The following is a 19,536-nucleotide window of genomic DNA, read 5'->3' on the forward strand; positions in this document are numbered from 1 at the left end:
TTCAGCGATGAACCTGATGCTATTGCGCCAGCGCCTTGAAAACCTTCCGGTCGGCCAAAAATTGCTGGCCGCCCTGTTGGTGCTGTTGACCACCGTCCTGCTGGTCGCCAACCTGACTTTTATCAGCGCCGCGTACTACATTTCCCAGGAAAGCATGGCACCTCAAGCCTTGCAGACCATCGGGCGACTGGTGTCCAACCCGAGCCTGGTGTCGGAAGCGTTGCAGTCACCGCAAAGCGCCGAACGCCTGCTCAATGAACTCAACAGCTATTCACCGCTGCGCGCGGCGGCCCTTTATAACGGCAAGGGGGAGCGTCTGGCGCAGTTGCAGCAGGGCGAAAAACTGAACCTGCCAGAGCGTTACCGGCACATCGAATCCTGGCAAGCCACCGAGTTTCGCAGCAATCAAGTGGTCACCCTGCCCCGCCCCGGCACCGCGCCCGGCCACCTGTTACTGGTCGCCAGCAGCGAACTGCCGATGGCGTTCTATACCGGCACCCTCACCGCCAGCCTCGGGATTCTGATCTTCAGCGTGCTGCTATGGCTGGTGATTGCCCGGCAGATCAAACGCCTTATTACCCGGCCGATCCACCAGCTCGAAGAGTTGTCCCGGCAAGTGACCCGCGAAGAGAACTACGCCCTGCGCGCCTCCCGCGGCAACCACGACGAAATCGGCAGCCTTGCTGAGGCGTTCAACACCATGCTCTCGCGGATCGAAGCCCGTGAGCAGCAACTCAAGCGGGCCCGGGACGATTCCCAAGCCGCTTATGACCAGGCCCAGGGCCTCGCCGAAGAAACCCGCCATACCAATCGCAAACTGGAGCTCGAAGTCCAGGTGCGCAGCAAGATTGAGAAGAAACTCACCGGCTTCCAGAACTACCTCAACAGCATCATCGACTCCATGCCGTCGGCGCTGATCGCCCTCGACGAGCAGCTTTACGTGACCCAGTGGAATCAGGAGGCCAGCGCCCTGTCTGGCACACGCCTCGATGAAGCCCTGAACCAGCCGATTTTTCTCGCTTTCGAACCGCTCAAGCCGTTCCTGCCGCAACTCAAGCAAACCGTCGAGCAACACACGGTGGCCAAGATCGAGCGGGTGACGTGGCTCAAGGACGAAGAACCCAAGCACTACGCCCTGACCTTCTACCCGCTGATGGGTGGTGCCGGGCGCGGTGTGGTGATCCGGATCGACGACATCACCCAGCGCCTGTCCCTGGAGGAAATGATGGTGCAGTCGGAAAAAATGCTCTCGGTCGGTGGCCTCGCCGCGGGTATGGCCCACGAGATCAACAACCCGTTGGGCGCGATCCTGCACAACGTGCAGAACATTCGCCGACGCCTGTCACCCGATCTCCCGAAGAACCTCGAACAGGCCGAGCAAGTCGGCATCGCACTTTCGACAGTCAACCAGTACCTGCAAGCGCGGGAAGTGCCGCAGTTGCTCGATGGCATTCAACAGGCGGGGGCCAGGGCAGCGAAGATCGTTACTCACATGCTCAGCTTCAGCCGCCGCAGTACCCGGCAAATGGCTCCGTGCGACCTGCCGGCACTGATCGATCAGGCGGTGGACATCGCCGGCAACGACTTCGACCTGGCGATCGGTTTCGACTTCAAGGGCCAAGCGATCATTCGCCAGTTCGATCCAGCGTTGGGCCCGGTTCCCGGGACCGCCAACGAACTGGAACAAGTGCTGCTCAACCTGCTGAAAAACGCCGCTCAGGCGATTCACCAACGTGAGGACGACCGCGAGCCGGGGCGGATCATTCTGCGTACCAAACTGAACCCGCCCTGGGCGGAAATCCAGGTTGAGGACAACGGCATCGGCATGAGCGAAAGCGTGCGCAAACGCACCTTCGAGCCGTTCTTCACCACCAAGGAAATCGGTCAGGGCACCGGCCTTGGCCTGTCGGTTTCCTATTTCATCATCACCAACAACCACAAGGGTCAGATGGAGGTGCAATCGACCCTGGGCCAAGGCACGTGTTTCACGTTGCGCCTGCCCTTGGCCGGCACGCCGCTCATCTCTCAAGAACTCAATCAGCTATCGAGGTAACCATGGGCTTTCGCTTGTCGAAGATTTACACCCGCACTGGCGACAAAGGCGAAACCGGGCTGGGTGACGGCCGCCGCGTGCCCAAGGACCATCCGCGAATCGAAGCCATTGGCGAGGTCGATACGCTGAACAGCCAGGTGGGTGTGTTACTGGCCGGGTTGGCGGCGGAAAGTAGCGAGTATCCGGGTTTGAACGAAGTGATCGAGGTATTGGCGCCCTGCCAGCATCGGTTGTTTGATCTGGGCGGCGAGTTGGCGATGCCGGTGTATCAGGCGCTGAACGCGGCAGAAATCGAACGTCTGGAAACCGCGATCGATGTGTGGAATGAAGAGTTGGGGCCGCTGGAGAATTTCATCTTGCCGGGTGGTTCGGCGCTGATTGCCCAGGCCCATGTCTGCCGAAGCCTGGCGCGCAGTGCGGAGCGGCGGTGTCAGCATTTGAATGCAGTCGAACCGTTGGCCGGGGTTGGGTTGGCGTACATCAATCGGCTGTCGGATTTGTTGTTTGTAGTGGCGCGGTTGATTGCCAAGCGTCAGGGAATTGCCGAGATTCTTTGGCAGCCGGCGGCGAAACCCTCTAACTGATCGTTCCCACGCTCTGCGTGGGAATGCCTCAACGGACGCTCCGCGTTCGGCTCTTGATGGGACGCGGAGCGTCCCGGGCTGCATTCCCACGCAGAGCGTGGGAATGCTCGGGTGCTAAGCCTCAGGCCAAAACGCCCGAATCCCCGCCACACCCTGTGCACCCGATTCCCAGGCTTGCTGAAGCTCCACCGGCCCCACTCCACCGAGCAAAAACACCGGTTTACTGAATCCTTCGATCAACATTGCAGCCTGTTCCCAGCCCAACGGCTCAGCACCCGGGTGAGTCAGCGTCGGCTTCACCGGTGACAGGGTCACAAAATCCACGCCCATCTGCTCGGCCAGCGCCAGCTCTTCAGCGTTATGGCAGGACGCCGCCAACCAGCGAGCCGCCGGTAACGGGCGACCAGCCGCCGCGTACTTGCGCAGTTGCGCGGAGGTGATGTGCCAACCGGCGGACGGGAAATCGCCCAGCCACTCGAACGGCCCCTTGATCATCAACTGCGCCTTGCCGGCACACAGCCCCGCCGCGTCCACCGCCAGATCGCGGTACTTAGGATCGTAGCCGTTGGGTGCCCGCAACTGGATCAGCTTGATGCCGCCAGCAATGGCTTTTTGAATACCCCGCAGCAAGGCCGGGGTTTCCAGGTCTTCGGGGGTGATCAGGTATTCGGCAGGCAAACGTGCAGCAGCGACGATCGGCTGGTTGGCCGCCGGAAAATCGTAATTCAACAGATCACGGGGCGCGACCCATTCCAAAGGCTGGCCTTCGGCGCCGTGAGGTTCGCCGGTGAAGGCCGAAACCTCCCAAACGTCCAGCAACACCTGTTTGTCCGGGTAGTCGTGCTGAACCTTGATCAGCGGTCGCGCGACATCGACGACAATGCCTAACTCTTCGTGAAGCTCACGGCCAAGAGCCGTTGTCACGGACTCGTCTGCCTCGACCTTGCCGCCGGGAAATTCCCACAGGCCGCCCTGGTGCTGGGTGTCGGCACGACGGGCGATGAGGATCTTGCCACTGCTATCACGGATAACAGCGGCCGCTACGTGGACTCGTTTCACCGCTCTACTTCCTCCAGACCCGCTTTCTGCCAGGCCTTGAAGGCTGGCCATTGGTAGATGGTTTCGACGTAGGCCGCGTCCGCTGCGGGCAGCCTCACCTGATAGGTGCGCAGGCGCACGGCGATCGGTGCGAAGAAGGCATCGGCCAGGGTCGCGCCACCAAACAGGAACGGACCGGTTTCGGTGGCGGCAGCGCGGCACTCGGCCCACAACGCCAACATGCGCTCAATGTCGGCCTGGACGTCAGTCGGCGTCGGTGACAGCGCAGCGTCGTGGCTCAGGTCGAACGGCATGTTGCCGCGCATGGCGAAGAAACCGCTGTGCATCTGCGCGCAGGCCGAACGGGCCTGGGCGCGGGCGGCGATGTCTTTGGGCCAGAGACCGGCGTCGGGAAACTGCTCTGCCAGATACTCGGCAATCGCCAGGGAGTCGGCGATGATGCCGTGTTCGGTTTTCAGCAGCGGGACTTTCGCGGTCGGCGAGTGCTTGAGCAGGCGCTCGCGCGTATCCGGCTGGTTCAACTTGATCAGTTCTTCGGTGTAAGGGGCGCCGGCCAAGTCGAGGGCCAACGCGCCGCGCAGGGACCAGGAGGAAAGCAGTTTGTCGCCGATGATCAGGTGAAGGCTCATGTTCGGGACCTTTTGATGAGGGGGTACAGGCCAGATTTTTTGGTGTCTGGTCGGCCGTCTTCGCGGGCAAGCCTCGCTCCTACACGGTTGATGTTGTTCGCGGATGGTGTGAACGACACAAACTGTAGGAGCAAGGCTTGCCCGCGATGGGAGCGACTCGGTCTTAAGTACGGTATTCGGCGTTGATCTTCACGTATTCGTGGGACAGGTCGGTGGTCCAGATGGTTTCGCTGCAATCGCCGCGACCCAGCTCGATACGGATCGTGATTTCTTCCTGCTGCATCACGGCCGCACCCTGGGCTTCGGTGTAGGTCGATGCGCGAGCACCACGGCTGGCGATGCACACTTCACCGAGGAACACGTCGATCTTGCTCACGTCCAGGTTCGGTACGCCGGCACGGCCCACGGCGGCCAGAATGCGGCCCCAGTTCGGGTCCGAGGCGAACAGTGCGGTTTTGATCAGCGGCGAGTGAGCCACGGTGTAACCGACATCCAAACATTCCTGGTGATTGCCGCCGCCGTTGACTTCAACGGTCACAAACTTGGTCGCACCTTCGCCATCACGAACGATGGCCTGGGCCACGTCCATGCAGACTTCGAACACGGCCTGTTTCAACTTCGCGAACAAATCACCGCTGGCCTCAGTGATTTCCGGCAATGCCGCCTGACCGGTGGCAATCAGCATGCAGCAGTCGTTGGTCGAGGTATCGCCGTCGATGGTGATGCGGTTGAACGACTTGTTTGCACCGTCCAGCAGCAGGTTTTGCAGCACGTCGCGGGCAACTTTGGCGTCGGTAGCGATGTAGCCAAGCATGGTCGCCATGTTCGGGCGGATCATGCCCGCACCTTTGCTGATACCGGTGACGGTGATGGTCACGCCGTCATGCTGGAACTGGCGGCTGGCGCCTTTGGGCAGGGTATCGGTGGTCATGATGCCGGTGGCGGCAGCTTCCCAGTTGTTGACCGACAGATCGTCGATAGCCGCTTGCAACGCGCCTTCGATTTTCTCGACCGGCAGCGGCTCGCCGATGACACCGGTGGAGTACGGCAGCACCAGGCTGGCGTCGACGCCGGTCAGCTCGGCCAGTTTGGCGCACGTGCGCTCGGCAGCGGCAAGGCCCGGTTCGCCAGTGCCGGCGTTGGCATTGCCGGTATTGGTCAGCAGGTAACGCACCGGACCTTGAACACGCTGCTTGGCCAGGATCACGGGAGCGGCGCAAAAGGCGTTCAGGGTAAACACGCCAGCGACCGTGGAACCTTCCGCACAGCGCATGACCACGACATCCTTGCGCCCCGGGCGCTTGATGCCAGCCGAGGCGATACCGAGTTCAAAACCGGCAACCGGGTGCAACGTTGGCAAAGGACCAAGACCAACAGCCATGAGTGCGCTCCTTAATAAATGATGTCAGCACCGCTTTCAGGAAGAACGGTGGTTTAAATGGCAAAACGCCGCGACGGCATTAGCCGGTCGCGGCGCGGGTATTTCAGCGTATGAAACGGGTTTTACTGGATCTGCCCGTGGCAATGCTTGAACTTCTTGCCCGAACCGCAATAGCAAAGCTCGTTACGGCCCAGCTTCTGTTCGTTGCGTACCGGAGCGGTGGCAAGGGCGACATCGACCTCTTCACCCAGCAGTTCCGGTTGCTCAAGACCCGGTGCTTCGTCGTGCTGGAACTGCATGCGCGCTGCCAATGCTTCGGCTTCCTGACGCAGGCGTTGCTCTTCTTCGATCGGATCTTCGCGACGAACCTGGACGTGGGACAGCACACGGATCGAGTCGCGCTTGATCGAATCCAGCAGCTCGGAGAACAGCGTGAAGGACTCGCGCTTGTACTCTTGCTTCGGGTTCTTCTGCGCATAACCACGCAAGTGGATGCCGTGACGCAGGTGATCCATGGTCGACAGGTGATCTTTCCACAGGTCGTCGAGCACACGCAAAACGATTTGCTTCTCGAAGGTGCGCAGCGCTTCGGCGCTCGCCTGCTCTTCTTTTTCGTTATACGCGGCCAGCAACTCGGTCATGAGCTTCTCGCGCAGGGTTTCTTCGTACAGGTGGTCGTCTTCGTCGAGCCATTTCTGGATCGGCAACGCCACACCGAAGTCGCTCTGCAACGCCGCTTCCAGACCGACCACGTTCCACTGCTCAGGCAGCGATTGCGGTGGAATGTGTGCGCTGACAGTCGCGTTGAGCACGTCCTGACGGAAGTCGGCGATGGTTTCGCCGATGTTGTCGGCAGCCAACAAACTGTTACGCATGTGATAGATCACTTTACGTTGTTCATTGTTGACGTCGTCGAACTCGAGCAGTTGCTTACGAATGTCGAAGTTGCGGCCTTCAACCTTGCGCTGAGCTTTCTCGATGGCGTTGGTCACCATGCGGTGCTCGATCGCTTCACCAGGCTGCATGCCCAGGGCCTTCATGAAGTTCTTCACCCGATCAGAGGCGAAGATGCGCATCAGGCTATCTTCCAGCGACAGGTAGAAACGGCTGGAACCGGCGTCACCCTGACGACCGGCACGACCACGCAGCTGGTTGTCGATGCGGCGCGATTCGTGACGCTCGGACGCAATAACCTGCAAACCGCCCGACTCGAGCACTTGCTGGTGACGTTTCTGCCAGTCGGCCTTGATCTGGGCAATCTGCTCAGGGGTCGGGTCTTCCAGGGTTGCCACTTCCACTTCCCAGTTACCGCCCAACAGAATGTCGGTACCACGACCGGCCATGTTGGTGGCGATGGTCAGTGCGCCTGGGCGACCGGCCTGGGCAATGATCTCGGCTTCTTTTTCGTGGAACTTGGCGTTCAGGACCTTGTGTTCGATGCCTTCCTTCTCGAGCAGATTGGACATGTGCTCGGAAGTTTCGATGGTTGCAGTACCCACCAGTACCGGACGGCCCAGGGTCATGCATTCCTTGATGTCGGTGATGATCGCCGCGTATTTCTCTTCGGCGGTCAGGAACACCAGGTCGTTGTAGTCTTTACGCGCCAGCGGTTTGTTCGGCGGGATAACCATCACCGACAGACCGTAGATCTGGTGGAATTCGAACGCTTCGGTGTCAGCGGTACCGGTCATGCCGGACAGCTTGTTGTACAGACGGAAGTAGTTCTGGAACGTGGTCGAGGCCAGGGTCTGGCTTTCGGCCTGAATGTTCAGGTTTTCCTTGGCTTCGATAGCCTGATGCAGGCCTTCGGACAGACGGCGACCCGGCATGGTACGACCGGTGTGTTCGTCGACCAGGACAACCTGACCGTCCTGCACGATGTATTCGATGTTGCGATGGAACAGCTTGTGCGCACGCAGACCGGCATAAACATGGGTCAGCAGGCCCAGGTTATGTGACGAGTACAGGCTCTCGCCTTCAGCCAGCAGGCCGACGCGGGTGAGCATATCTTCGATGAACTGGTGACCGGCTTCGTTGAGCTCGACCTGACGAGTCTTCTCGTCGACGGTGTAGTGGCCAGCCTTGGTGACTTCGCCTTCAACTTCTTCGACGTGCAGTTCCAGCTGCGGGATCAGTTTATTGATCTCGACATACATTTTGGAGCTGTCTTCGGCCTGACCGGAAATGATCAGCGGAGTACGGGCTTCGTCGATGAGGATGGAGTCGACTTCGTCGATCACGGCAAAATTGAGTTCGCGCTGGAATTTTTCTTCCATGCTGAACGCCATGTTGTCGCGCAGGTAGTCGAAACCGTATTCGTTGTTGGTGCCGTAGGTAATGTCGGCAGCATAGGCTGCACGTTTCTCTTCCGGCGGCTGGAACGGCGTCACCACGCCGACCGTCATCCCGAGGAATTCGTAGAGCGGACGCATCCAGTTGGCGTCACGACGTGCCAGGTAGTCGTTCACCGTCACAACGTGCACGCCCTTGCCGGACAGCGCGTTGAGGTAAACGCCCAGTGTTGCCACCAGGGTCTTGCCTTCACCGGTACGCATTTCCGCGATCATGCCTTCATGCAAGGTCATGCCGCCGATCAGCTGGACATCGAAGTGGCGCATACCCATGACGCGCTTACCGGCTTCGCGGGCGACCGCAAAGGCTTCTGGCAGCAGTTTGTCGAGGGTTTCCCCTTTGGCGATGCGGGCCTTGAACTCATCTGTCTTGGCACGCAATTGATCGTCCGAAAGGGCCACCATTTGCTCTTCGAAGGCATTGACGAGTTGCACCGTCTTGAGCATGCGTTTGACTTCACGCTCGTTCTTGCTTCCAAAAAGTTTCTTTAACAAAGGCGCAAACATATCGGCAGGATCTTCCACACTAAAGGGATGGAGGGCGGCCCCGTGAGTCGCCCGTGCAGCCCTCATGGCCGCATGCGAACGAGCATTCTACCCGGAAACGATGGTGAGGAAAGTGGCGTTATTCCACGATGCTGGCACAGCGCTGTGACGGGGCTCACTTAAAATAAGGGCTTTTTGCTGAACTTCAAGCCATTCACGGCACAAGTTACTTGTTGATTTAATGGGTAAAGCGCTCGCAAAGCAATGGGTCGGGTGCCTGTGGTGCTTTCTGCTACCATGGCGGCTCTGTTACTTCAGGTGTCTGATCATGGCATTTCGCCCTCTTACGGCCAGAGCACCCGCCGTTCTGCTTCGCGAAGCCAAACCGCTGAAAGCCATCTTCGGCCACGCTCAGCGCCTGGGTCATTTACAACGTCTGCTGGAAAGCCAATTGCAGCCCGCTGCCCGCGAGCATTGCCATGTGGCGTCGTGGCGCGAAGGCAGTTTGTTGCTGATAGTGACCGACGGTCATTGGGCAACCCGTCTGCGCTATCAACAAAAACGTCTGCAACGGCAATTGCAGATGTTTGATGAGTTTGCCAGTTTGACGCGGATTCTGTTCAAGGTTCAACCGCCCACGGTCCAGCAAGGGGCGGCTGGCCATACCATCAGTTTGTCGACGGACGCAGGCGCGACCATTCAGGCCACGGCCGATGGCATTAGCGATCCGAATCTGCGGGCGGCGCTGGAGCGGTTGGCGGCGCACGCCAAACCCAAAACCTGACACAAATCCTGTAGGAGCGAGCGGGCGGCGATCCGACTTGCCCGCGAAGCTTTTGGCGCCCTTAAGGGCCTCTTCGCGGGCAAGCCTCGCTCCTACAAGTTATTTAGCGGCGTTTGCTGCCGCCTAATAATGAACCCATCAACCCGCGTACCAACTGTCGGCCCAGTTGATTAGCCGCCTGGCGCATCGCCGATTTCAGCGCTTGCCCTGCCGCCGTACCCAGGAAGTCCCCGGCCTTGTCGGTGAAGCTCGGTTCCTCTGGTGCACCCTTGCCCGGAATTGCTTCGGGCTCCGGCGCCAGACCTTTGCGCCCCATCAGCACTTCATAAGCCGACTCACGATCGATCGGTTTGTCATAACGTCCCTGCAAGGGCGAACTGGCGATCAACGCCGCACGCTCGGCTTCGCTCAGTGGCCCGATGCGCGATTGCGGCGGCGCAACCAACACCCGCTGAACCCTCTCTGGCGTGCCCTTGTCCTGCAACGTGCCGACCAGCGCCTCGCCGATCCCAAGCTCGGTCAGCACCGACAAGGCATCGAACGCCGGGTTCGGCCGGAAGCCCTCGGCCACCGCTCGCAGGGATTTCTGCTCCTTGGTGGTGAAGGCGCGCAAGCCATGTTGAATGCGCAGCCCTAGCTGAGCGAGCACGTCATCCGGCAAGTCGCCCGGCGATTGGGTGACGAAATACACACCAACGCCTTTCGAGCGAATCAGTCGCACCACCTGCTCAAGACGATCCTGCAACGCCTTTGGCGTACCGGCGAACAATAAATGCGCTTCATCGAAAAACAGCGCCAGCAGTGGTTTGTCCGAATCGCCGCGCTCTGGCAGTTGCTCGAACAGTTCGGCCAGCAGCCACAACAGGAACGTCGCGTAGACCTTCGGCGCTTCGTGCACCAGACGGCTGGCATCGAGCAAGTGAATGCGCCCGCGACCTTCGGCGGTCGGCTGCAGAATGTCTTCGAGTTGCAGCGCCGGCTCACCGAACAGCGCTTCTGCGCCCTGCTGCTCCAGGGTCGCCAGCCGCCGCAACAGCGCCTGACTGGAACCGGTAGTCATCAGCGCGGCGTCGTCACCGAGCAATTCGGGGTTGTCACGCAGGTGATTGAGCAGTGCCTTCAGATCCTTGAGGTCCAGCAGCAACAGCCCTTCACGATCCGCCACCTTGAAGGCGGCATACAGCGTCGACTGCTGACTGTCGGTCAGTTCCAGCAGGCTGCCCAGCAACAACGGCCCCATTTCGCTCAAAGTTGTACGCAGTGGATGACCGGACTGACCGTGAATGTCCCACAGGATCACCGGATACGCTTGAGGCGTGTGGTTCAGCCAGGGCATCCCGGCAATCCGCTCGGCGATCTTGCCTTGAGGATTGCCGGCGGCGCCCAGACCGCACAGGTCACCTTTGATATCGGCGGCAAACACCGCCACGCCGGCATCGCTGAAGGCTTCGGCCATCCGTTGCAAGGTGACGGTTTTGCCCGTCCCGGTAGCGCCCGCGACCAAACCATGACGGTTCGCCAGACGCATGGCCTGGGCAATCGGCTGCCCGGCGAGATCGGCACCGATAACGAGTTTCAATGAATCAGGCATTTGGTCACCCATGGTTAATCTTTGATCCTTTACGGCCGATAGAAATAAGCGAGAGACCCAACTGAAAGCAAGGTCCGACATTCCCATGGAGAGCAGGAATTATCGACTCGCTCCATTGCGCACCCATTTTGCGCGAATTAACAGCAACACACCCCGAACAATGAGACCTTAGCGGACACCCCGAGCCATGAACAAAAATCTGCGCTTCAGCCATAAAATCCTGCTTGCTGCCGCCCTCATCGTCATTGCCACCTTCGCCTCGTTCACGCTGTACAACGATTATTTGCAGCGCAACGCCATTCGCGCAGACCTGGATAACTACCTCAATGAGATGGGAGACGTCACCGCCAACAACATCCAGACTTGGCTGGCCGGCCGTATTCTGTTGATCGACAACCTCGCACAGAACATCGCCATCAACCCCGAACAGGCCACCGTTTCCAGCTTGCTTGAGCAGAAAGCCCTGACGTCGACCTTCATGGCGTCCTACCTGGGCGACGCCACTGGCCACTTCACCATCCGCCCGGATGCGAAGATGCCCGATGGCTTCGACCCACGGGTGCGCCCTTGGTACAAAGGCGCCGAAAGTAGTAGCACCGCAACCCTGACCGAACCTTACATCGACGCGGCCACCGGCCAGACCATCATCTCTATTGCCACCGCCTCGAAAAAAGCCGGGCAGAGCGTGGGGGTGGTGGGCGGCGACCTGAGCCTGCAAACCCTGATCGACACCCTCAGCGACCGCGACTTCGCCGGCATGGGTTACGCCTTTCTGGTGAGCGCCGACGGCAAGATTCTGGTCCACCCGGACAAAGCCATGGTGATGAAGTCCCTGAGCGAGGCGTACCCGAAAAATACCCCACGCATCAGCAGTGACTTCAGTGAAGTGGACGTCGATGGCAAGACCCGCATCGTTACCTTCACCCCCATCAAAGGCCTGCCATCGGTCAACTGGTACATCGGTCTGTCGGTGGATAAAGACAAAGCCTTCTCGATGCTCAGCGAATTCCGTGCCTCGGCGGTCGTTGCGACGGTCATTGGCGTGGCCATCATCATCGCCCTTTTGGGCATGCTGATCCGCATCCTGATCCAGCCGCTGCACGTGATGACCCGCGCCATGGCAGACATCGCCGATGGCGAAGGCGACCTGACCAAACGCCTGACCATCCAGAGCAACGACGAATTCGGTGTCCTCGGTACCGCGTTCAATCGTTTCGTGGAACGCATTCACGGTTCGATCCGCGAAGTGTCGTCGGCCACCGGGCAAGTCAACGAAGTGGCACTGCGTGTAGTGGCTGCATCGAACTCGTCGATGTTCAACTCCGACCAACAGGCTTCGCGCACCAGCAGCGTGGCCGCGGCGATCAACCAGCTCGGCGCCGCCGCTCAGGAAATCGCCCGTAACGCAGCACAAGCATCGAGTCAGGCCAGCGATGCCCGCAGCCTGGCCGAAGACGGCCAGCAAGTGGTGGACCGCAGCATTGTCGCGATGAATCAGCTGTCAAGCATGCTCAGCGCCTCGAGCACCAATATTGAATCGCTGAACAGCAAAACCGTGAACATCGGGCAGATTCTCGAAGTGATCACCAGCATCTCCCAGCAAACCAACCTGCTGGCGCTCAACGCAGCCATCGAAGCGGCGCGTGCCGGCGAGGCCGGACGTGGTTTTGCCGTGGTTGCAGACGAGGTTCGTAACCTGGCGCACCGCACTCAGGAATCGGCGCAACAGGTGCAGACCATGATCGAGGAGCTGCAAGTCGGCGCCCGTGAATCCGTCAGCACCATGAGCGAGAGCCAGCGCCACAGTCAGGACAGCGTCGAAATCGCCAACCTGGCCGGCGAGCGGCTGAATAGTGTGACGTTGCGTATTGGCGAGATTGACGGGATGAACCAGTCGGTGGCGACGGCAACTGAGGAACAGACTGCCGTGGTGGAATCGATCAACGTCGACATTACCGAGATCAATACACTGAATCAGGAAGGGGTGGAAAACCTGCAGTCGACGTTGCGTGCGTGTTCGGATCTTGAGCAACAGGCGGCGCGACTTAAGCAGTTGGTAGGCAGTTTCCGTATTTAGTGTCTGAACTGGCCTCATCGCGGGCAAGCCTCGCTCCTACAGGGTTTAGCGTGAACCCGTAGGAGCGAGGCTTGCCCGCGAAGGCGTCCTATCAGTCACCACAAACCTCACTGACACCGAACCGAACATCTATCCTTCATAAAGGTCAACCAAAGGGAGAACAACGGACCGGAGGGATGTTCATCGTGCATATCGCTGACATAACCATGTTCTACGCCCCTGCCAGCGGTGGCGTGCGCACTTATCTGGATGCAAAACACCGTCGCCTGGGCATCAAGCCGGGCATTCGCCACAGTCTGCTGATCCCTGGGGCTAACTTAAGTGAACAGGATGGCGTTTACACGGTTCCGGCCCCCGCCCTGCCCTTCGGCAAAGGCTATCGTTTCCCCCTCCGTCTCGCGCCCTGGCGCAATGTTCTGCAGGATTTACAGCCCGACCTGATCGAGGTCGGCGACCCCTACCTCACCGCATGGGCGGCCCTCGACGCCCGGCGGCAACTCGATGTCCCGGTGGTCGGCTTTTATCACTCGGACCTCCCGCTGCTGGTCAGCAATCGCATGGGCAACTGGGTCACAACCAACGTCGAAGCCTATGTCAGCAAGCTTTATGGCAACTTCGATCGGGTTCTGGCGCCAAGCCAGGTCATGGCTGACAAACTGATCGGGTTGGGAGTGAAGAACGTTTTCGTTCAACCGCTGGGCGTCGACTTGCACACCTTCCATCCCAATGCCCGGGACCCGGGTCTGCGGGCCGAATTGGGCATCGATGAAAACACTCATTTGCTGATCTTCGCCGGGCGCGGCGCCAAGGAAAAAAACCTGCCGGTGCTGCTCGACTGCATGAAACGCCTGGGCCGACGCTATCACCTGCTGCTGGTAGGTTCGTCGATGCCGGCCGCAGTGCCCGACAACGTCACCGTGGTCGGTGAGTTCTGTCCGGCGGCACAGGTGGCGCGATTGATGGCCAGCGCCGATGCGCTGCTGCATGCCGGCGATCAGGAAACCTTCGGCCTGGTGATTCTAGAAGCCATGGCCAGTGGCATTCCGGTGGTGGCCGTGGCGGCCGGGGCCTTTCAGGAAATCATCACCGATCAATGCGGCCTGCTCTGCCCGCCGAATAATCCGTTGGCGATGGCCAACACGGTCCGCGAACTGTTCAGCTTGGGCAGCGTCGTTTTGGGCAAGCAGGCCCGTAGCCATGTCGAACAGCATTACTCTTGGGACACGGTGGTCAACAGCCTGCTGCGGCACTATCACGCCGTACTCGGCAGCCACTGGCCGCTGACCGCCAATGTTTGAGCCCATGAACCCGCCCAGCCTGTTACTCGTGCTGCACGACGTCGCACCGCAAACCTGGGCCGATTATCAACCCTTTGTCGATGCCGTCGATGCCTTGGGCGAGGTGCCGATGACCTGGCTGGTGGTGCCGAATTTCCACAAGCACAACGATCTGGAGGAGCATCCGGGATTTCGACGTTTGCTCACCCGTCGTATCGCCCGAGGTGACGAACTGACATTGCACGGTTACTTTCATTGCGATGAAGAGCCCACTCCCACTACCCCACGAGACTGGTTCATGCGCCGGATTTACACCCACGAAGGCGAGTTTTACAGCCTGTCTCAAGAAGCCGCCCTTGCCCGCCTGCGCGCCGGCATCGAGGTGTTCCACCGTTATAACTGGCCGCTGGAGGGTTTCGTCGCCCCGGCCTGGCTGATGAGCGAAGGGACGCGCCAGGCCTTGCGCCAGTTACCCTTGAGTTACACCAGCGATCCGCAGCATCTGTATCGTCTGCCGGACTTCAGCGCCGTTGATGCTCCAGGCCTGGTCTGGAGTGCGCGCAGTGCCTGGCGCCGGGGGGTGTCGAAGCTCGTCAGCGATCAACGCGAACAACGCTGGCGGCACGCACCGGTGATTCGCCTTGGCCTGCACCCGGTCGATATGCGCCATGCGTTTTCGCGCACTTACTGGCTGCAAACCCTCAAGCGCTTGCTCGACGAGGGTCGTGTGCCGATGACCAAGGCACGCTGGCTAGCGCTGCAAAGCGACCGTAGGGTTCACGCCGCATGAGTCGCGCGATTCTGCTGCTCGTCGCGCTGCTCGCTGCAGTGCTGATTCCATCGCTGCTGGGCGGAAACGAAACCTGGGATCGGCTGCAAAGCTTCCCGCTGAAATGGCTGCTGATCATGTTCGGCATGATCCTGCTGTGCTGGGTGCTGAACACGATGCGCTTGCGCCTGTTGCTCGGGGATCAGCGCGACAAGGTGGGCCCGCTCAAAAGTCTCGGGGTGGTGATGGCCGCCGAATTCGCCTATTGCGCCACCCCCGGCGGCAGCGGCGGCCCGCTGACTATCATGACGCTGTTGGCGCACAGCGGCGTGCGTCCGGCCAGAGGCAGCGCGGTGTTTGCCATGGATCAGCTGAGCGATTTACTGTTTTTTCTCTGCGCGCTGAGCGGGATCCTGATTTATGCGTTGTTCCAGCACCTCAGCCAACGCATGGAATGGCTGCTGACCGTCAGCGCCCTTTCGATGTTCGGCGGGTTGTTCAGTTGTGTGGTGGTTGCCCGCTACCATCGAATGCTGATTCGCATGAGCGGTCGGTTGCTCGCTCGCCTCAATGTCAAAACCACCACGCGCCTGCGGTGGGCGCGAAAACTCCTGCACTTCCTGGCGGCCTTTGCTGACACGCTAAAGTTGCCCTTTCAGACGTTGATCACGGTGTTTGCCCTGACCTGCCTGCATTGGCTCCTGCGTTATAGCGTGCTGTATCTAGCGTTGCGCGGGCTAGGGGCGGATTTGCAGTGGGTCTGGAGCTTTCTGATCCAGATGCTTTCACTGAGCGCGGGGCAGTTCAGCCTGTTGCCGGGCGGTGCCGGGGCGGCGGAGTTGACCTCGGCGGCGCTGCTGGCGCCGATGGTGGGAAAATCCATTGCGGCAGCGGCGATTCTGATCTGGCGGGCGGTGACCTATTACTTCTACCTGGTGGTGGGTGGTCCGGTGTTTTTGCTGATGCTCGGGCGGCCGCTGCTGAAGAAGTTGATGAAGTTCAAGCAGGCGTAGGCTTGTCATCAGGTTCTTGCTGCAACTGTTCCCACAACTCGGCAGCACCGGGAAACTCCGTGCCGTCTTCGGGGTTCATGTCATCCGGGTCGTAGCGACTCAGACAGCCCTCCCCCAACGTGGCGGGTGCCCTGGAAGTGGCTTTGTCCAGTGGATCGGCCATGGTCATGTCCTCGCTCTACACAGATCGTTCCCACGCTCTGCGTGGGAACGATCAACCGTACTGTGTGGCTGTCAGAACACGACGGTCTTGTTGCCGTGCACCAGCACCCGATCTTCCAGGTGATAACGCAGACCACGGGCCAGCACCATCTTCTCGACGTCCCGACCGAAACGCACCATGTCGTCAATGCTGTCGCTGTGGCTGACGCGAACGACGTCCTGTTCGATGATCGGACCGGCATCCAACTCTTCGGTCACGTAGTGGCAAGTAGCGCCGATCAACTTTACGCCACGCAGCGATGCCTGGTGATACGGCTTGGCTCCGACGAACGAGGGCAGGAAGCTGTGATGAATGTTGATGACCTTGTGAGCATATTCGCTGCACAACTCGGGTGGCAGGATTTGCATATAACGGGCAAGTACGACCACTTCGGCATCGTGCTGTTTGACCAGGCGTGATACTTCGGCGAAGGCCGGCTCTTTATCCTGCGGATTGACCGGTACGTGGTAATAGGGAATCCCGTGCCACTCGACCATGCTGCGCAAATCGTCATGGTTGGAAATCACGCAGGAAATGTCGCAATCCAGTTCATCACTGTGCCAGCGGTGCAACAAGTCGGCGAGGCAGTGAGACTCGCGACTGGCCATCAGTACTACGCGCTTTTTCTGCTCGGTATCGGTGATGCGCCAGTTCATGGAGAACTCTTCGGCAATCGGTGCAAACGCCTCGCGAAAGGCATCGATACCGAAGGGCAGCGAATCGGCACGAATTTCGTGACGCATGAAGAACCATCCACTGAGATTGTCCGAGTGATGGCTCGCTTCAGTGATCCAGCCGTTATGTGACGCCAGAAAGTTACTGACTTTAGCAACGATGCCGACGCGGTCCGGGCAAGCAATCACCAGCCGAAAAGTGCGCATGAGGGTCAAACTCCAGAACTTCGCAAAGGCGGCCATTCTAGCGATTGCGCAGCAAAACTGCAGTATTGATGACGTCTTGGCTGGCACGAAGGTGCGCGACAGAGATTTTGGCAGCACCCGCTACCCGCGCGATGGTGTTCCTGTTGCCCATCTTCAAGTCTCCAATTGTGAATATCTGTGATGACTGCATCGCACTATTTAACTACACCTGCAATTTATGCCCTACTCACCGTAACTAATTTAAATAAAACTCCGGTTAATGTTTACTTGATGAAACACCCTGACTATTATTGCCGCACTGTCACCTGCCATCCAGCGCCCCAACATAAGGTAATCCTCATGTCCTTGATCAACGAATATCGCGCCACCGAAGAAGCTATCAAAGAGCTGCAAGCCCGTTTGAAGAACCTGTCCCAAGACGACAAACTACAAACCGAGCTGGAATTCGAAGGCAAACTGCGCACCCTGATGGGCGAATACTCCAAGTCTCTGCGTGACATCATCGCGCTATTGGATCCAGAGTCCAAAAGCAAAGCACCACGCGGCGGCGCAGTAAAAACTACTGGCACCAAGCGTGCTCGCAAAGTTAAACAATACAAAAACCCGCACAACGGCGAAGTCATCGAAACCAAAGGTGGCAACCACAAAACGCTGAAAGAGTGGAAAGCCAAGTGGGGCGGTGACGTGGTTGAAGGCTGGGCTACCCTGCTGGGCTAAGCTGCAGTGCTTGTCGCAGACTCATCCGCGACAAAAAAAACGCCAGCAGATGCTGGCGTTTTTTTATGCCTGATGTTCAGCCCCGGACATGTTCGTTTTCAAAGACTCAATCGTTTGCGCAATTCCTGGACATAATTCTGCCATTCATTGAGCACCTCCCGCTGAAACGATGTAGCACTAATGCTCCATTGGGCTGCGGCCTCTACAAAAGTGTCCAGCGTATTTGGCGCCCCCCATTCGGGTGCTGACAAACGTTGCTGACAGAATATTCGCCAGCGCTCTTGCTCTTCGAAACTCAACGTATCGGGGAAGTTGCGGGCGCGATATCGAAATAGTAATTCAGGCAAGCGTTCATCATCGAAAGGCCATTGTTGTTGCGCTAATTGAGCAGGGTCGGCAGACCTGACTTGCTCACATAGACGCCGATCCCGATCACCGATAAAACCATCGTATAACTGTTGCTCAGGGTCTTGGCTCGAGGTGAAGTCTTCGTTGGCATAAATCGCCTGAACTTTATCTCGCCAAACTTTTTGTGCGTCACTTAGCCGCAGCGCACGCGCTTGGTAGAGCGACATATCCAGCCCCAAACGTTGCTGGTCTTCAGAACGAAGTACCGACAACGGCGCCACCACCGGGCATTTGTTGATGTGGATAAGTTTGAGCGGCACCGGCAACTCGCCCTCGGCCAAGTCATCGCGGCGGGTATACAGCCGCTGACGCAAGGTGTCGGCATCAAGATCGAGCAAGCCCTGAGGATCCAGGTGCAGGTCACAGACAATCAAAGCGTTCTTGTTGCGCGGATGCCAGGCCAAGGGCAGCACCACACCGACATAACTGCGCGCCGCCGAGAATCGCCCGGAGATGTGCACCATTGGCTGCAACAGCCGAATCTGATCCATCACCTTTTGTTTACCGCGCAACTGAAACAACCAGTCATACAACTTTGGCTGTTTTTCCCGGATCAGCCGCGCCAGGGCGATGGTGGCGCGAACGTCCGACAGCGCTTCGTGAGCATTTCCGTGATCAATGCCATTGGCGGCGGTCAGGCGTTCGAGTTTGAGCGTTATCCGCCCCTCGTCATCCGTCGGCCAAACGATGCCATCAGGACGCAAGGCATACGCTGCACGCACCACATCAATCAGGTCCCAGCGGCTATTACCGCCCTGCCACTCACGTGCGTAAGGGTCAAAAAAGTTTCGGTACAGGCTGTAACGGGTCATCTCGTCGTCGAAACGCAACGTGTTGTACCCCGCCCCACACGTGCCGGGCGCAGCGAGTTGGGCATGTACCCGGGTCATGAAATCGGCTTCGCTCAGGCCCTGCTCGGCCAGTCGGCCGGGGGTAATACCCGTGATCGCGCAGGCCGCCGGATGGGGCAGGATGTCTGCACTGGGCTGGCAGTAAAGGTTGACCGGCTCGTCTATTTCATTGAGATCGAAGTCAGTGCGAATCCCCGCCATTTGTAGCGGGCGGTCGCAACGGGGGTTGATGCCAGTGGTTTCATAGTCGTACCAGAAGATCGAGGTCACGGGCTATTCCTGAACTGAAGATCGGCGAAGTCTAGGCGTTCACATCCCGCCCCGGCCAGTAATCTTGTCATTCAATCACCTCTGACCACGCACCGTGCAATACATAGATATGTCGTTTCCCCCCCGAGAGGCTGCTAGCATCGGCCGGACATC

The 19,536-nt window shown here is 59.1% G+C and carries 17 protein-coding genes and 1 pseudogene; 10 read left to right on the forward strand and 8 right to left on the reverse strand.

What is annotated here, in order from left to right; translation table 11 throughout:
* Positions 1-16 precede the first annotated feature (16 nt).
* Positions 17-2,053 carry a sensor histidine kinase gene (locus tag ACYZT0_RS19395; RefSeq protein WP_462042569.1) on the forward strand — a complete coding sequence of 679 codons (2,037 nt, stop codon included), beginning with the start codon at positions 17-19 and terminating at the stop codon, positions 2,051-2,053.
* A gap of 2 nt (positions 2,054-2,055) precedes the next feature.
* Complete coding sequence (locus ACYZT0_RS19400; protein ID WP_462042570.1) at positions 2,056-2,637, forward strand: cob(I)yrinic acid a,c-diamide adenosyltransferase; 582 nt, start codon at positions 2,056-2,058, stop codon at positions 2,635-2,637.
* Between the two features lie 114 nt (positions 2,638-2,751).
* On the opposite strand, the gene ACYZT0_RS19405 is transcribed toward ACYZT0_RS19400, so the two are convergent.
* The 4 genes from ACYZT0_RS19405 to secA all read right to left on the reverse strand — a co-directional run bounded on the left by ACYZT0_RS19405 (position 2,752) and on the right by secA (position 8,564).
* Positions 2,752-3,696, reverse strand: coding sequence for a Nudix family hydrolase (locus ACYZT0_RS19405; protein ID WP_462042571.1), 945 nt, complete (start codon positions 3,694-3,696; stop codon positions 2,752-2,754).
* Entirely contained in the window at positions 3,693-4,325 is a 633-nt protein-coding gene (locus ACYZT0_RS19410; protein WP_462042572.1) for a glutathione S-transferase family protein, read from the reverse strand. Before ACYZT0_RS19410 ends, ACYZT0_RS19405 begins: the two co-directional genes overlap by 4 nt.
* Before the next feature lie 163 nt (positions 4,326-4,488).
* On the reverse strand, positions 4,489-5,706 hold the full coding sequence (gene argJ / locus ACYZT0_RS19415) for a bifunctional glutamate N-acetyltransferase/amino-acid acetyltransferase ArgJ (protein WP_449644841.1): 1,218 nt from the start codon (positions 5,704-5,706) through the stop codon (positions 4,489-4,491).
* 122 nt (positions 5,707-5,828) lie between these two features.
* Positions 5,829-8,564, reverse strand: coding sequence for a preprotein translocase subunit SecA (gene secA, locus ACYZT0_RS19420; RefSeq protein WP_462042573.1), 2,736 nt, complete (start codon positions 8,562-8,564; stop codon positions 5,829-5,831).
* Positions 8,565-8,871: 307 nt separating this feature from the next.
* Here secA and ACYZT0_RS19425 point away from each other — a divergent pair, with 307 nt between their 5' ends.
* The gene (locus tag ACYZT0_RS19425; RefSeq protein WP_008147416.1) at positions 8,872-9,327 is read left to right on the forward strand and encodes a DUF721 domain-containing protein; all 456 of its coding nucleotides are present in this window, start codon (positions 8,872-8,874) and stop codon (positions 9,325-9,327) included.
* Between the two features lie 103 nt (positions 9,328-9,430).
* Here the strand turns inward: ACYZT0_RS19425 and ACYZT0_RS19430 are convergent, their stop codons facing one another.
* Entirely contained in the window at positions 9,431-10,918 is a 1,488-nt protein-coding gene (locus ACYZT0_RS19430) for a helicase HerA-like domain-containing protein (protein WP_462042574.1), read from the reverse strand.
* 187 nt (positions 10,919-11,105) lie between these two features.
* On the opposite strand from ACYZT0_RS19430, the pseudogene ACYZT0_RS19435 reads away from it, so the two are divergent.
* From ACYZT0_RS19435 to ACYZT0_RS19455, 5 genes and pseudogenes are all read left to right on the forward strand, one after another.
* A pseudogene (locus ACYZT0_RS19435) lies at positions 11,106-12,137 on the forward strand (HAMP domain-containing protein); the annotation flags it as partial.
* Between the two features lie 93 nt (positions 12,138-12,230).
* A complete protein-coding gene (locus tag ACYZT0_RS19440) occupies positions 12,231-12,995 on the forward strand; it encodes a methyl-accepting chemotaxis protein (protein ID WP_462046606.1) in 765 nt (254 codons plus the stop codon).
* Positions 12,996-13,171: 176 nt separating this feature from the next.
* Positions 13,172-14,293 (forward strand): glycosyltransferase family 4 protein, encoded by a 1,122-nt coding sequence (locus ACYZT0_RS19445; RefSeq protein WP_462042575.1) that lies wholly within the window; start codon positions 13,172-13,174, stop codon positions 14,291-14,293.
* Positions 14,286-15,062, forward strand: a complete 777-nt coding sequence (locus ACYZT0_RS19450) for a DUF2334 domain-containing protein (RefSeq protein ID WP_462042576.1) — start codon at positions 14,286-14,288, stop codon at positions 15,060-15,062. The genes ACYZT0_RS19445 and ACYZT0_RS19450 overlap by 8 nt, the downstream gene beginning before the upstream one ends.
* Positions 15,059-16,054, forward strand: a complete 996-nt coding sequence (locus tag ACYZT0_RS19455; protein WP_462042577.1) for a lysylphosphatidylglycerol synthase transmembrane domain-containing protein — start codon at positions 15,059-15,061, stop codon at positions 16,052-16,054. The genes ACYZT0_RS19450 and ACYZT0_RS19455 overlap by 4 nt, the downstream gene beginning before the upstream one ends.
* On the opposite strand, the gene ACYZT0_RS19460 is transcribed toward ACYZT0_RS19455, so the two are convergent.
* Together ACYZT0_RS19460 and purU are read right to left on the reverse strand one after the other, a co-directional pair.
* Positions 16,041-16,217 carry a hypothetical protein gene (locus ACYZT0_RS19460; RefSeq protein ID WP_461969145.1) on the reverse strand — a complete coding sequence of 59 codons (177 nt, stop codon included), beginning with the start codon at positions 16,215-16,217 and terminating at the stop codon, positions 16,041-16,043. The two genes, ACYZT0_RS19455 and ACYZT0_RS19460, sit on opposite strands and share 14 nt — an antisense overlap.
* A gap of 71 nt (positions 16,218-16,288) precedes the next feature.
* On the reverse strand, positions 16,289-17,137 hold the full coding sequence (gene purU / locus ACYZT0_RS19465) for a formyltetrahydrofolate deformylase (RefSeq protein ID WP_462042578.1): 849 nt from the start codon (positions 17,135-17,137) through the stop codon (positions 16,289-16,291).
* Between purU and ACYZT0_RS19470 the strand changes: the two genes are divergently transcribed.
* Together ACYZT0_RS19470 and mvaT are read left to right on the forward strand one after the other, a co-directional pair.
* Complete coding sequence (locus ACYZT0_RS19470) at positions 17,136-17,318, forward strand: hypothetical protein (protein ID WP_462042579.1); 183 nt, start codon at positions 17,136-17,138, stop codon at positions 17,316-17,318. The two genes, purU and ACYZT0_RS19470, sit on opposite strands and share 2 nt — an antisense overlap.
* Positions 17,319-17,476: 158 nt before the next feature.
* Positions 17,477-17,854: a histone-like nucleoid-structuring protein MvaT gene (gene mvaT / locus ACYZT0_RS19475; RefSeq protein WP_007945872.1), complete on the forward strand. Its 378-nt coding sequence runs from the start codon at positions 17,477-17,479 to the stop codon at positions 17,852-17,854.
* A 98-nt stretch (positions 17,855-17,952) separates the two neighbouring features.
* Here mvaT and sbcB read toward each other — a convergent pair whose 3' ends face one another.
* The gene (gene sbcB / locus ACYZT0_RS19480) at positions 17,953-19,383 is read right to left on the reverse strand and encodes an exodeoxyribonuclease I (protein WP_462042580.1); all 1,431 of its coding nucleotides are present in this window, start codon (positions 19,381-19,383) and stop codon (positions 17,953-17,955) included.
* Positions 19,384-19,536 lie beyond the last annotated feature (153 nt).

The organism is Pseudomonas sp. ZS1P83 (genome assembly GCF_054897825.1).